10 protein-coding genes are annotated in these 13,528 nt (G+C 68.5%); 7 read left to right on the top strand and 3 right to left on the bottom strand.

The features are described 5' to 3' along the window. Nucleotides 1–61 precede the first annotated feature (61 nt). Nucleotides 62–832 carry a class I SAM-dependent methyltransferase gene (locus tag CEG14_RS02705; protein WP_094824803.1) on the top strand — a complete coding sequence of 257 codons (771 nt, stop codon included), beginning with the start codon at nt 62–64 and terminating at the stop codon, nt 830–832. Nucleotides 833–895: 63 nt separating this feature from the next. Here the strand turns inward: CEG14_RS02705 and metH are convergent, their stop codons facing one another. Further along, nucleotides 896–4,669, bottom strand: a complete 3,774-nt coding sequence (gene metH / locus CEG14_RS02700; protein ID WP_094824802.1) for a methionine synthase — start codon at nt 4,667–4,669, stop codon at nt 896–898. A 399-nt stretch (nt 4,670–5,068) separates the two neighbouring features. Between metH and CEG14_RS02695 the strand changes: the two genes are divergently transcribed. From CEG14_RS02695 to CEG14_RS02670, 6 genes are all read left to right on the top strand, one after another. Continuing rightward, nucleotides 5,069–7,117, top strand: coding sequence for a TonB-dependent receptor (locus tag CEG14_RS02695; RefSeq protein ID WP_094824801.1), 2,049 nt, complete (start codon nt 5,069–5,071; stop codon nt 7,115–7,117). A gap of 64 nt (nt 7,118–7,181) precedes the next feature. Beyond that, the gene (locus CEG14_RS02690) at nt 7,182–8,084 is read left to right on the top strand and encodes a cobalamin-binding protein (RefSeq protein WP_094824800.1); all 903 of its coding nucleotides are present in this window, start codon (nt 7,182–7,184) and stop codon (nt 8,082–8,084) included. 136 nt (nt 8,085–8,220) lie between these two features. Next, nucleotides 8,221–9,018, top strand: a complete 798-nt coding sequence (locus CEG14_RS02685; protein ID WP_094824799.1) for a thiazole synthase — start codon at nt 8,221–8,223, stop codon at nt 9,016–9,018. Beyond that, nucleotides 9,015–9,839 (top strand): bifunctional hydroxymethylpyrimidine kinase/phosphomethylpyrimidine kinase, encoded by an 825-nt coding sequence (gene thiD / locus CEG14_RS02680; protein ID WP_094824798.1) that lies wholly within the window; start codon nt 9,015–9,017, stop codon nt 9,837–9,839. The genes CEG14_RS02685 and thiD overlap by 4 nt, the downstream gene beginning before the upstream one ends. A 107-nt stretch (nt 9,840–9,946) precedes the next feature. Next, nucleotides 9,947–10,627 carry a protein-L-isoaspartate O-methyltransferase family protein gene (locus tag CEG14_RS02675; RefSeq protein ID WP_094824797.1) on the top strand — a complete coding sequence of 227 codons (681 nt, stop codon included), beginning with the start codon at nt 9,947–9,949 and terminating at the stop codon, nt 10,625–10,627. A 4-nt stretch (nt 10,628–10,631) separates the two neighbouring features. Beyond that, entirely contained in the window at nt 10,632–11,960 is a 1,329-nt protein-coding gene (locus tag CEG14_RS02670; protein ID WP_094824796.1) for a TolC family outer membrane protein, read from the top strand. A 6-nt stretch (nt 11,961–11,966) separates the two neighbouring features. Here CEG14_RS02670 and rfaE2 read toward each other — a convergent pair whose 3' ends face one another. Beyond that, on the bottom strand, nt 11,967–12,455 hold the full coding sequence (rfaE2, locus tag CEG14_RS02665) for a D-glycero-beta-D-manno-heptose 1-phosphate adenylyltransferase (RefSeq protein WP_094824795.1): 489 nt from the start codon (nt 12,453–12,455) through the stop codon (nt 11,967–11,969). A 49-nt stretch (nt 12,456–12,504) separates the two neighbouring features. Next, nucleotides 12,505–13,386 (bottom strand): ferritin, encoded by an 882-nt coding sequence (locus tag CEG14_RS02660; RefSeq protein ID WP_094824794.1) that lies wholly within the window; start codon nt 13,384–13,386, stop codon nt 12,505–12,507. Nucleotides 13,387–13,528: the final 142 nt, after the last annotated feature.

Below are 13,528 nucleotides of genomic sequence, written 5' to 3'. Positions count from 1 at the left end.
TGGGATGCTTCTATCTTACTGCGCAAGCCGGCACGTCGCCGCGCAGCCACCAAGGACAGTCATGACCCACCCGACCCACGACGCCGCGGTCGAACGCCAGTTCAGCCCGCAGGCCCAGGCCTATCTCACCAGCGCGGTGCATGCGCAGGGCGCGGACCTGCTGCAGATGGCGGAGATCGCCCAGGCCCATCCCGGCGCACGCGTGCTCGACATGGGCTGTGGCGGCGGGCACGTGAGCTTCCACGTCGCGCCGCACGTGGCGCACGTGACGGCCTACGACCTGTCGCAGTCGATGCTCGACGTGGTGGCCGGCGAGGCCGCCAAGCGCGGGCTCGACAACCTCGCCACCTGTCGCGGCAAGGCGGAGCGCCTGCCGTTCGCCGACGGCGAGTTCGACCTCGTGATGAGCCGCTACTCCACCCATCACTGGGAAGACCCGGGCCTGGGCTTGCGCGAAGCCTTCCGCGTGCTCAAGCCGGGCGGCACCGCCGTGTTCGCCGACATCGCCTCGCCCGGCGGCGCGCTGCTCGACACCTGGCTGCAAACCATCGAGGTGCTGCGCGACACCTCGCACGTGCGCAACTATTCGCAATCCGAATGGCTCGCCCTCCTGACCGATGCCGGCTTCGTGGTGCAGGGCTTCACGCCGCGCAAACTGGCGCTGGAGTTCAGCTCCTGGGTCACGCGCATGCGCACGCCCGCGCCGCTGGTGCAGGCCCTGCGCGACATGCTGGCGATCGCGCCGGCGCCGGTGAAGCAGCACTTCCAGATCCAGGCCGACGGCTCCTTCAGCAGCGATTCGCTCACGCTGGTGGCGCACAAGCCCGCCTGAGCGCGCGCCCAAATGAAAAACGGAGACCCGCGGGTCTCCGTTTTTCATTTGGGCGGCGCAGCCTCAGCCGAGATTCGGCGCCAGCGTGCGGCGCAGGTCTTCGAGCGTGCGGCCGCTGCGGGCGGCGTAGTCGGCCAGCTGGTCTTCGCCGATCGTGCCCACGTTGAAGTACTGCGAGTCGGGATGGCTGAAGTAGAAGCCCGACACGCTGGAGGCCGGATACATGGCATAGCTGTCGGTGAGCTGCATGCCGATCTCGTTGCCCTCGAGCACCTCGAACATGTCGGTCTTGACCACGTGTTCGGGGCAGGCCGGATAGCCCGGCGCGGGCCGGATGCCGACGTATTTCTCGGCGATCAGCGCCTCGTTGTCGAGCGCCTCGTCGGGCACGTAGCCCCACAGATCGCGGCGCACGCGCGCGTGCAGGCATTCGGCGAAGCCCTCGGCCAGGCGGTCGGCGAGCGACTTCAGCATGATGCTGGAGTAGTCGTCGAGCGCCTTCTCGAACTCGGCCTCCTTCTTCTCGATGCCCAGGCCGGCGGTCACGGCGAACATGCCGATGTAGTCGAGCTTGCCGCTTTCCTTCGGGGCGATGTAGTCGGCCAGGCACTTGTTGGTCACGCCCTCGCGCTTGACGCCCTGCTGGCGCAGGTTGCGATAGGTGAACAGCACTTCGCTGCGCGACTCGTCGCGGTAGATCTCGATGTCTTCGTCGTTGACGCGGTTGGCCGGGTAGAAGCCAATTACGCCGTTGGCGGTGAGCCAGCGGCCTTCGATGATGCGCTTCATCATGGCCTGGCCGTCGGCGTAGACCTTGCGCGCCTGCTCGCCCACGACCTTGTCGTCGAGGATGGCGGGGAACGGGCCGAACAGGCTCCAGGTCTGGAAGAACGGGCCCCAGTCGACGTAGCGCGCGATGTCGGCCAGGTCGTAGCTCTTGAAGGTGCGGCGGCCGATGAACTTCGGGCGCGGCGGGGTGTAGGCGTCCCAGTCGATCTGCGGCCGCGCGGCGCGCGCATCGGCGAGCGACATCAGCGGCACGGCCTTGCGATTGGCGTGGCGGCGGCGCACGTCTTCGTACTCCTGCGCCAGCTCCTGGAGGTAGGTGGCCGACTGATCCGACATCAGGTTGGTGGCCACGCCCACCGACCGGCTGGCGTCGGGCACGTAGATCACCGGGCCCTCGTAGTTGGGCGCGATCTTGACGGCCGTGTGCACGCGGCTGGTGGTGGCGCCGCCGATCATGAGCGGCGTCTGGCGCTCGCGGAAATACGGGTCGCGCTGCATCTCGGCGGCCACGTAGGCCATCTCTTCGAGGCTGGGCGTGATGAGGCCGGACAGCCCGATGATGTCGGCGTTTTCCTTCTTGGCGGTCTCGAGGATCTGGGCGCAGGGCACCATCACGCCCATGTTGACCACCTCGAAGTTGTTGCACTGGAGCACGACCGAGACGATGTTCTTGCCGATGTCGTGCACGTCGCCCTTGACCGTGGCGATCACGATCTTGCCCTTGGCGCGCACGTCGCCGCCGGCCGCGGCGATCTGGCGCTTCTCTTCTTCGATGAAGGGGATCAGGTGGGCCACGGCCTGCTTCATCACGCGGGCCGACTTCACCACCTGCGGCAGGAACATCTTGCCCTCGCCGAACAGGTCCCCGACCACGTTCATGCCGTCCATCAGCGGGCCTTCGATCACCTCGATCGGACGACCGCCGCGCGCCTCGATCTTCTGGCGCACTTCTTCGGTGTCTTCGACGATGAAGGTGGTGATGCCGTGCACCAGCGCATGCGACAGGCGCGCCTCGACCTCCTGGTTGCGCCAGGCGAGGTCTTCTTCCTTCTTGGCGCCGCTGCCCTTGACCGTGTCGGCGAACTGCACCAGGCGCTCGGTCGGCGTGCGCTCGTCGTCGGCGTCTTTCTTTCCCACCGGCTCGGCGCGGTCGAGCACCACGTCTTCGACCAGGTCGCGCAGCACCGGATCCAGGTCGTTGTAGACGCCGAGCTGGCCGGCGTTGACGATGCCCATCGTCATGCCTTCCTTGACCGCGTAGTACAGGAACACGGTGTGGATGGCCTCGCGCATGGGCTCGTTGCCGCGGAACGAGAAGCTCACGTTCGACACGCCGCCCGAGATGCGGGCGTGCGGGAGGTTCTGGCGGATCCAGCGCGTGCCTTCGATGAAGTCGACCGCGTAGTGGTTGTGCTCGTCGATGCCGGTGGCGACCGCGAACACGTTGGGGTCGAAGATGATGTCTTCGGGCGGGAAGCCTTCTTCCTCGACCAGGATGCGATAGGCGCGGCCGCAGATTTCCTTGCGGCGCTCCAGCGTGTCGGCCTGGCCCTGCTCGTCGAAGGCCATCACCACCACGGCGGCGCCGTAGCGGCGGCACAGGCGGGCGTGTTCGCGGAACGGCGCCTCGCCTTCCTTCATGGAGATCGAGTTGACCACCGGCTTGCCCTGCACGCAGCGCAGGCCGGCCTCGATCACCTCCCACTTCGAGCTGTCGATCATGATCGGCACGCGCGCGATGTCGGGCTCGGAGGCGATCAGGTTGAGGAAGCGGTGCATGCAGGCCACCGAATCCAGCATGGCCTCGTCCATGTTGATGTCGATGATCTGCGCGCCGTTCTCGACCTGCTGGCGCGCCACGGCGAGCGCCTCGTCGTACTTCTCTTCGCGGATCAGGCGCGCGAACATCTTGCTGCCGGTGACGTTGGTGCGCTCGCCCACGTTCACATAGAGCGTGGTTTCATCGATGTTGAGCGGCTCCAGGCCCGACAGGCGCGTCTTGACCGGCACCTCCGGCACCTCGCGCGGCGTGAGCGCCACGACCCGCTCGGCGATGGCGCGGATGTGGTCCGGCGTGGTGCCGCAGCAGCCGCCCGCCATGTTCACCAGGCCCGAGCGCGCGAATTCCTCGAGCAGCGCGGAGGTGTCGGCCGGGGTTTCGTCGAAGCCCGTTTCGGCCATCGGGTTGGGCAGGCCGGCGTTGGGATACACGCACAGGTAGGTGTCGCAGATCTTGGCCAGCTCGGCCACGTACGGGCGCATCAGCGCCGCGCCGAGCGCACAGTTCAGGCCGATCGTGATCGGGCGCGCGTGGCGCACCGAGTTCCAGAAGGCCTCGACGGTCTGGCCCGACAGGATGCGGCCGGACGCGTCGGTGACGGTGCCGGAGATCATCACGGGCAGGCGCACGCCGCGCTCTTCGAACACCTGCTCCACCGCGAAGATCGCGGCCTTGGCGTTGAGCGTGTCGAAGATGGTCTCGATCAGCACCAGGTCGATGCCGCCGTCGAGCAGGCCGTTGAGCTGCTCGATGTAGGTCAGGCGCAGCTCTTCGAACGTGACGTTGCGCGCACCGGGGTCGTTCACGTCGGGCGAGATCGAGGCGGTCTTGGGCTGGGGGCCGAGCGCGCCGGCCACGAAGCGCGGATGCTCGGGCGTGCTGTACAGATCACAGGCCTCGCGCGCCAGCCGGGCCGAGACGAGGTTCAGCTCGTAGGCCAGCCCGGGCAGGTCGTAGTCGCCCTGGGCGACCGAGGTCGCGCCGAAGGTGTTGGTTTCGATCACATCCGCGCCGGCCTCGAGATACTGGCGATGGATCTCGCTGATGACGTCGGGGCGCACCAGCGACAGCAGTTCGTTGTCGCCCTTCAGATCCTTGTGGTGCTCGGCGAAGCGCTCGCCGCGGAAGTCCGATTCGGTGAGCTTGTAGCGCTGGATCATGGTGCCCATGGCACCGTCCAGGATCAGGATGCGTTTTCCCAGCTGGCGCGCGAACTCGGCGCCATGGGTATAGGCCTCGGGGGGATAAGGCAGGCTGGGATAAGACATGCGGATCCTGAGTGTGGCAAAAAGGGGAAAATCCCCTTCAAATCAAGCCCCGATCGTAACAAAACGGCTACGTTTCCGCCCGCCGGTGATACAGTTTCGGCCCCGAACAGGTGCTTTCGGCGTATCAATCGGCGAATCCGCAGGATTTGCCGCACGCGCGAGAGGTAAACGGGAAACAGGAAGGCGCCTTGCCGGCCGCCGCCCATCCACGAGATGGCGCGCGCGCCCCGCGCCCAGCCTGTGCTGCCCCCGCAACGGTCCCCATGCGCTTTGCCGCATGGCAGCCCGATACCGGCCCGTTCGCTCGCCAGAATGCCGCATCGCCCGCGCCCGCCGCGGGCCGGCCTTCTTCCATCGTGCTTGGCCTGCGGGGTCGCGGGTCACATCGAGGTTCTGCAGATGAAATCCCGCTCCATCCGGCGCTACGCCGGCGCCCTGCTCTGCTCCGCTCCCGCCCTTGCGGCCGCCCAGCAAGCCAGCTCCACCGCCTCCGAACTCGACACCGTCACGGTCACCGCGCAGCGCGTGCCCACCGACGGCCGCAATCTGCCCGTGTCGATCTCGGTGATCACCGCCGCAGACATCGCCGCCAGCAGCGCGCGCACGATGCAGGACCTGCTGTCGACCCAGTCGGGCATCCACCTGCTCAACACCAGCGGCTCGAACGACAACGCGATCGTGGACCTGCGCGGCTTCGGCATCACCGGCGCCAGCAACACGCTGATCATGATCGACGGCATCAAGCAGAATCCCAACGATCTGTCGGCGCCCAACCTCGGCGTCGTGCCGCTCGACCAAGTCGAGCGCGTGGAAATCGTGCGCGGCAGCGGCTCGGTGCAGTACGGCGGCGGCGCCACCGGCGGCGTAATCAACATCATCACGCGCAAGGATTTCAGCAAGCAGCCCGTCACCGCGCGCGCCTCGGCCACGCTCGGCAGCTATGGCCTGCACCAATACGACGCGGCGGCCGCGTTCAACAACGAGAAGGTCGGCGTCGACTTCTACATGCAGTCGCTGCACACCGACGGCTACCGCGACCACAGCGGCGAGCGCCGCGAGGGCGGCGGCGCCGGCATCACCTTCCGCCACGACAACGGCTCGATCCGCCTGTTCGCCAACACGACCACGCAACGCCTCGACCTGCCCGGTCCGCGCGCGTTCAACCTGGCCACCGGCACGGACCAGATCGAAGACGACCGCCGCGGCGCGAAGAATTACATCGACAACGTCAAGACGCAATCGACCACGTTTGGCGCCCAGCTCGAGCAGAACATCGGCAGCGGCACGCTCTACGCCGACGCCTCCAGCCGCGAGAAGAAGCTCGACGGCCTGTCGAACGACGGCTTCGGCGACACCCTGCGCGACCAGAAGCTGCAGGAAAACAGCTTCAGCGTGCGTTTCCGCCAGCCCTTCGAAGGCGGCCACAGCATCGTGGTGGGCGCCGACGCGCTCGAGGCCCGCACCACCGCGACGCAGGACGACTACTGGGCCTTCGAGCCCAACAAGTGGCAGTCGCGCCAGCATCAATACGGCGTCTTCGCCGAAGGCCAGGTGCGCGCCACCGACAGCACCACCGTGACGCTCGGCGTGCGCCGCCAATACGCTTCCGACGACCTGGAAGTGCTGCAGGGCACGCCCGGCACCGAATCCGACCGCGGCAACCACCTGACCGCCTGGCAGCTGGGCGTGCGCCAGGACCTGCCCGCCGGCTTCGGCGTGTATGGCAAGGTCGGCCGCAGCTTCCGCCTGGCCAACGCCGACGAACTGCTGTCGGTGCAGAGCCCGCTGGCGCCGCAGACCTCCACCGACAAGGAAATCGGCGTGACCTGGCAGGCCGAGCGCAGCAGCGCGCGCCTGTCGTACTTCCGCTATGACCTGACCAACGAGATCATGTACAACCCGCTGGCCGACGGCGCCTTCGGGCCGGGCTCGGGTTCCAACATCAACCTCGATCCGACGCGCCGCCAGGGCGTGGAGCTCGAGGGCCACCACGCGCTCACGAGCACGCTGTCGCTCGACGCCAACGTGACCTGGATGCAGGCCCAGTTCCGTTCGGGCACGTACTTCGGCGTGGACCTGGCCGGCAAGACCGTGCCGCTGGCGCCCAAGTGGCTGGCCAACGCCGGCGTGACCTGGCGCCCCACCGACGCGTTCCTGTGGAACGTGACGGCGCAGTACGTGGGCAAGTCGCGCATGGACAACGACCAGGCCAACGAGTTCGACAAGCAGTTGCAGCCCTACTGGCTGTTCAACACCAAGGTGGCCTACAAGTTCACCCGCAACATCGAGGCGGCGGTGGGCATGAACAACATCTTCGACCGCAAGTACGCCACCTACGGCATCCGCGGCTCGAACCCGGCGTTCGTGCCGCTCGGCCCGGAGGCCAACTACAACCTCTACCCCGCGCCCGGCCGCAACTTCTACGCCACGCTGACGCTGCGCTACTGATGCCCGGCTTCCGATATAGTCGGCGTCTGCACGCCGACGATATCGGCAAGACTCGAGCATCCTGATGAAACCCGCCCGCGCCACCCGGCGCGCCGCGCTGGGGCTGCTGCTGGCCCTGGCGCCGGCACTGGCCCCGGCCGAACCGCCCCCCGCGCCCATCCGGGTGCAGGACGACCTCGGCCGCACGGTCGACCTGCCCGGCCCCGCCCGGCGCGCCATCACCCTCACCCCGCACGCCACCGAGCTGGCCTACGCCGCCGGCGCCGGCCCCTACCTGGTCGGCACGGTGCGCGCGAGCGACCACCCCGCGGCGGCGCGCGCCCTGCCCAGCATCGGCGACGCCCTGCAGCCCGACCCCGAGCGCGTGGCGCAGCTGCGTCCCGACCTGATCCTGGCGTGGCAGCCGGCCACGGCCGGCGGGCTGACGCAGGTGGCCGGCAAGCTGGGTGCGGCGGTGTTCTATTCCGACCCCGTCCGCCTCGACGACATCCCGCTGGCGATCGAACGCTACGGCCGCCTGTTCGGCACCTCGGCGCAGGCCGACGCCGAGGCGGGGCGCCTGCGCGCGCGCCTGGCCGCGTTGCGCGGCGCCTACGCCGGCAAGGCGCCGGTGCGCGTCTTCGTGCAGGCCGGCACCGATCCGCTCTACACGCTCAACGACAGCAGCATCGTGAGCGATGCGCTGAAGCTGTGTGGCGGCGTCAACGTGTTCGGCCCGGCGCCCGTCGTGGCGCCGCAGGTGTCGCTCGAGAGCGTGCTGGCGGCCCGGCCCGACGCCGTGATCGCGGGCGTGCAGTCGGCCGCCGAGGCCGAATCCCTGCAACGGCGCTGGCGCGAATCGCGCCTGCCGGCGGCGCTGGCCGGCCACGTCTATGCCCTGGACGCCGACGCCCTCTACCGCCCCGGGCCGCGCCTGGTCGACGCCACCGCCGCGCTGTGCGAGATGCTGGACCGGGCCCGTTCCTGAGGGCGCCACGGCGCCCAAACCCCTGTCCGCAACCCGGTCGGCCCCGGCCTCGCGCCCCCCGGTGCTTTATGATGGAGGCCTGCAAGCCTCATTCACGCGCGTGGGCCCCGCCCGCGCCGACCCTACCTGCATCGCCATGAGCACTCAAGACACTCTCACCATCGCCGGCCGCGAGTATTCGTCGCGCCTGTTGGTCGGCACCGGCAAGTACCAGGATTTCGAACAGACCCGCGCCGCGCTCGACGCCTCGGGCTGCGAGATCGTCACCGTGGCGATCCGCCGCACCAACATCGGCCAGAACCCGGGCGAGCCCAGCCTGCTCGACTACGTGCCGCCGTCGAAGTTCACGCTGCTGCCCAACACCGCCGGCTGCTACACCGCCGACGACGCGGTGCGCACGCTGCGCCTGGCGCGCGAGCTGCTCGACGGCCACGACCTGGTCAAGCTCGAGGTGCTGGGCGACCCGCACACGCTGTTCCCCAACATGCCCGAGACGCTCAAGGCCGCCAAGACCCTGATCGACGACGGCTTCAAGGTCATGGTCTATTGCACCGACGATCCGATCCAGGCCCGCATGCTCGAAGACATGGGCGTGGTCGCCATCATGCCGCTGGCCTCCCTGATCGGCTCCGGCATGGGCATACTCAACCCCTGGAACCTGCGCCTGATCATCGACCAGACCAAGCTGCCGGTGGTGGTCGATGCCGGCGTGGGCACCGCCTCCGACGCCACCATCGCGATGGAGCTCGGCTGCGACGCCGTGCTGATGAACACCGCCATCGCGGGCGCCCAGGATCCGGTGCTGATGGCCAGCGCCATGAAAAAGGCCGTGGAATCGGGCCGCGAGGCGTTCCGCGCCGGCCGCATGCCGCGCAAGCTCTACAGCGGCGCGCCCAGCTCGCCCACCGAAGGCATGATCGCCGCCAAGAAATGACTGCCCCGCGTCGTATTCCCAACGCCCTGAGCATCGCGGGCGTCGATCCCTCCGGCGGCGCCGGCGTCCTCGCCGACGTCAAGGCCATGAGCGCGCTCGGCGCCTATGGCTGCGCCGTGATCGCGGCCCTCACCGCACAGAACACCCGCGGCGTGTCCGGCATCTCGCCGGTGCCCCCGGCCTTCGTGGGCGAGCAGATCGACACGCTGTTCGCCGACGTGCGCATCGATGCCGTGAAGATCGGCATGGTGGGCCAGGAGCCCGTGATCCGCGTGGTGGCCGAGAAGCTGGCGCGCTGGACGCCCGCCCACGTCGTGCTCGACCCCGTGATGGTGGCCAAGAGCGGCGACCTGCTGCTCGAACGCAGCGCGGTCGGCGCGATGCGCGAATCGCTGCTGCCGCAGGCCACGCTGCTCACGCCCAATCTGCCCGAGGCCGGCGTGCTGCTCGAAGAGCGGCCCGTCGAGACCCTCAAGGAAATGCGGCGCGTGGCCGAGCGCCTGCGCAACAAGATGGCCTACTCCGGCCACCGCTGGGTCATGGTCAAGGGCGGCCACCTGCCCGGCGACGAGACCATCGACCTGCTGCACGACGGCGATCGCATGATCGAGCTGCCCGGCCGCCGCATCGAAACCGCCAATACCCACGGCACCGGCTGCACGCTGTCGGCGGCCCTGGCGGCGCTGCTGCCGCAGCTCGACGACGTGCCCGAGGCGGCGCGCCGCGCCAAGGCCTATCTCACCGAGGCCATCCGCCACGCCGAGCGGCTGGACGTCGGCGAGGGCCACGGCCCCGTCCACCATTTCCACGCCTGGTGGTAGCGGCCCGCCGGTAAACCAGGCCGCCCCGCGGCCGGCCCCCGCCCATGACAGGTGGGAGCCGGTACAATGGGGCGCAAATTCCCTTAGACCGTTTCTCTTTTGCCGTCATGAACGCTTCGACCCTGCCCGACGTAGAACAAGCCCGTTTCAATATGGTGGAACAGCAGATCCGCCCCTGGGACGTCCTGGATACGCGTGTCCTCGACGCGCTGTTCACCGTGCGCCGCGAGTCGTTCGTGCCGCCCGCCCTGCGCTCGCTGGCGTTCTCCGATCTCGAGATCCCGCTGCAGATCAACGCGGTCGACACCCGCCAGACCATGCTGACGCCCAAGCTCGAGGCGCGCCTGGCCCAGGAGCTGCAGCTGCAGCCCACCGACTGCGTGCTCGAGATCGGCACCGGCTCGGGCTACCAGGCCGCGCTGCTGGCGCACCTGGCGCAGCAGGTCACCACCGTCGAGATCGATCCGCGCCTGGTCGCCTTCGCGCAGACCAATCTGCAGCTGAACAACGTCACCGACGTCAAGGTAGAGACCGGCGACGGCCGCAACGGCTGGGGCTCCACCGAATACGACGCGATCCTGGTCACCGGCTCGGTGCCCACCGTGCCCGACGCGCTCAAGTACCAGCTGCGCGTGGGCGGCCGCCTGGTCGTCATCGTGGGCGAAGCCCCCGTCATGACCGCCTGTCGCATCACCCGCACGACGGCGGCGAGCTTCGAAACCGTCCAGCTGTTCGAAACCGTGATCAAGCCGCTGCGCGGCGCCACCGTATCGCACTTCAAGTTCTGACGCGATGCGCGCCCGGCACGTTGCAGCAGTACTTTTCGGGTTCTGCGCCGCAACGGCCGGCGTGGCGGGCCATGCGCAAGACCTGATGCAGGTCTGGCGCGACGCGCTGTCGCGCGATCCGCTCTACGCGGCGGCGCGCGCCGAATATCGCGCCGATGCCGAGAAAGTCCCCCAGGCGCGGGCCGACCTGCTGCCCTACGTCACCGCCGAGACCGGCGGCGCCTATCGCGAGACCCGCAGCACGCGCAACTGGTCGTATGACCATGGCGGCGGGCGCGGCACCTGGGACCTCGTCCTCACCCAACCCTTGTTCGACTGGAACCGCTGGCAGCGCTTCGAGGCCTCCAAGCTAGTGGTGGCCGACGCCGAGGTGCGCCTGCAGCAGGCCTTCCAGGACCTGATCCTGCGGGTCGCGGCCACCTATTTCGGCATTCTCGCGGCCCAGGAGACCCTCACCGCCACCGAGGCCGAGAAGGCCGCCGTGGCCGAGCAACTGGCCGCGGCCAAGCGCGGCTTCGAGCTCGGCAACGCCACCATCACCGACACCTACGAGGCGCAGGCGCGCTTCGACCTGCTCACCGCCGAAGAGCTGCGGCTGCAGAACGAAGTGATGACGCTGCGCGAGGACCTCACCAAGATCATGGGCAGCCCGCCCGGCGCGCTGGCAGAGCTGCCGCACGGCGTGGCGCTGCCGGCGCCGCAGCCGGCACGCCTGTCCGACTGGTCGACCCAGGCGGAAGCGGCCGGCCTCGAGGTGTTGCGCGCGCAACTGCAGAGCCGCCTCGCGGCCCGCAACACCGAGATCGCCAAGAGCGGCCACTATCCCTCGCTCAACCTCTACGCGTCGAGCGGCAGCACCACCGACGGCACCCTGCAGCGCTCCGGCCCGGGCCGCCCGATCGACAGCGCCGTGGGCGTGACCCTGTCCATCCCGCTTTACGCCGGCGGCGGTATCTCCTCCCAGGTAACCGAACGCGTCCAGCTCGAACAAAAGGCACGCCACGACTTCGAGGCGGCGCGGCGCCAGGCCGTGGCCTCGTCGCGGCAGTACTTCAACGGGGTGATGACGGGGCTGGCGCGGGTGCGCGCCCTGGAGGCCGGCGAGCGCTCCAGCCGGGCGTCGCTGGAGGCCAACCAGACCGGCTACGAGATCGGCGTGCGCATCAATCTCGACGTGCTGAATGCGCAGCAGCAGCTCTACGCGACCCAGCGCGACCTGGCGCTGGCACGCTACAACACGCTGCTCGACGGGCTGCGCCTGAAGGCCGTGAGCGGCATCCTCACCGAAAACGACCTGGAAGCGGTCAACCGCCTGCTGCGGCTGCCGCGCTGACCGGCCTCAGCCGGCCTGGATCTTGCGCACCAGCGTGGTGGTGGAGCGCTGGAACTCGAACGGAATCGCCTCGGCCCGGCCGCCCCAGGTCTTGACCAGCGCGGTCTCGGGCAGCTTCTCCATGTCGTAGTCGCCGCCCTTCACGATGATGTCCGGACGCAGTTCGGCGATCAGCTCGATCGGCGTGTCCTCGTCGAACGTGGTGACGGCGCCGACGCAGGCCAGCGCGGCCAGCATGGCGGCCCGATCGGCCTCGCCGTTGAGCGGCCGCTCCGGGCCCTTGCCCAGCCGCCGCACCGACGCATCCGTGTTCACGGCCACCACCAGCGTGGCGCCCAGTTGCGCGGCCGCGTCGAGGTAGGTCACGTGGCCGCGATGCAGGATGTCGAACACCCCGTTGGTGAACACCAGCGGACGCGGCAGGCGGCCCTCGGCCACGGCGGCCACGAGGTCGGCTCGGGAATGGATCTTGGATTCGAAGCGGGCGGTCGTCATGGCGCGATTGTACGCTGCGCCATGACGCCGCTCGCGCGGCCCGCGGGCCTCAGACGCCGACCAGCACCGATCCCTCGGGCGTGGCCGGGCGCAGGCGCGCGGCGACTTCCTTGCGGTAGCGGTTGAGATCCTTGACCGACGCGAAGTTGCTGTCGAGGAGCTTGGACAGGATGTGCAGGATGCGGGTGGCGACCTTCTGCTCCCAGACGCCGTCGAAGCGGATCTGGGTGTCGAGCCAGCGCTCGAGCCAGCCCGGCTCGGGCAGGCGCGACTGCACGGTGTCGTTCGGGAACAGGTCCTTGTTGACGTGCAGATTGGTCGGGTGCATGGCCTGCGCGCTGCGGCTGGCCGAGGCCATCAGCACGCCGATCTTGGAGAAGGCATGGCGGGCATCGCCGCTGACCGCGTCGCCGCGGTCGTGCAGCGCGCGCCGCATGTATTGCAGATAGGCACCGGCATGGCGTGCTTCGTCTTGCGCCACGGTCTTGTAGATGGCCTTGATGACCGGCTCGGTGTGCCAGTCGGCGGCGCAGCGATACCAGTGGTTCAGGCGGATCTCGCCGCAGAAGTGCAGCATCAGCGTCTCGAGCTCGGGCGCGCGGTCGAATTCGAAGCGCACCTTGTGCAGCTCTTCTTCGGTGGGCATGAGGTCGGGGCGGAAGCGGCGCAGGTATTCCATCAGCACGAGCGAGTGCTTCTGCTCCTCGAAGAACCACACCGACATGAACGCGCAGAAATCGCTGTCGCCGCGATTGTCGCGCAGGAACATCTCGGTGGCCGGCAAGGCGGCCCACTCCGTGATGGCGTTCATCTTGATGGTGTGGGCTTGTTCTTCCGTCAGCTTGCTGCGGTCGAAGTCGCCCCAGGGAATGTCGGTCGCCATATTCCAGCGTACCGCTTCCATGGTCTTGAAGAGTTCAGGATAAAGCATGATTAGCCCTTGAATATTCCCGCTTGAGGGGCTTGTTTGGGTCGAAAGGGATGCTGCGTGCGCCAGGCCTTGCGGCCGGGCGCCGGTACACCTTATAGGAGTGATTTATCGCCGTTGCGCGAGAAGCTGTGATGACATTTCA

Origin of the sequence: Bordetella genomosp. 1 (genome assembly GCF_002261335.1) — a bacterium.
Taxonomy (GTDB): domain Bacteria; phylum Pseudomonadota; class Gammaproteobacteria; order Burkholderiales; family Burkholderiaceae_B; genus Bordetella.
This window is presented reverse-complemented; position numbering and strand designations above follow the sequence as displayed.

Excerpts from the sequence above, each read along its gene's own strand:
- CEG14_RS02695 (WP_094824801.1), top strand. The coding sequence starts at position 5,069 with ATGAAATCCCGCTCCATCCGGCGCTACGCCGGCGCCCTGCTCTGCTCC.
- CEG14_RS02660 (WP_094824794.1), bottom strand. The coding sequence starts at position 13,386 with ATGCTTTATCCTGAACTCTTCAAGACCATGGAAGCGGTACGCTGGAAT.
- rfaE2 (WP_094824795.1), bottom strand. The coding sequence starts at position 12,455 with ATGACGACCGCCCGCTTCGAATCCAAGATCCATTCCCGAGCCGACCTC.
- CEG14_RS02675 (WP_094824797.1), top strand. The coding sequence starts at position 9,947 with ATGAACGCTTCGACCCTGCCCGACGTAGAACAAGCCCGTTTCAATATG.
- CEG14_RS02670 (WP_094824796.1), top strand. The coding sequence starts at position 10,632 with ATGCGCGCCCGGCACGTTGCAGCAGTACTTTTCGGGTTCTGCGCCGCA.
- CEG14_RS02690 (WP_094824800.1), top strand. The coding sequence starts at position 7,182 with ATGAAACCCGCCCGCGCCACCCGGCGCGCCGCGCTGGGGCTGCTGCTG.
- metH (WP_094824802.1), bottom strand. The coding sequence starts at position 4,669 with ATGTCTTATCCCAGCCTGCCTTATCCCCCCGAGGCCTATACCCATGGC.
- CEG14_RS02685 (WP_094824799.1), top strand. The coding sequence starts at position 8,221 with ATGAGCACTCAAGACACTCTCACCATCGCCGGCCGCGAGTATTCGTCG.
- CEG14_RS02705 (WP_094824803.1), top strand. The coding sequence starts at position 62 with ATGACCCACCCGACCCACGACGCCGCGGTCGAACGCCAGTTCAGCCCG.
- thiD (WP_094824798.1), top strand. The coding sequence starts at position 9,015 with ATGACTGCCCCGCGTCGTATTCCCAACGCCCTGAGCATCGCGGGCGTC.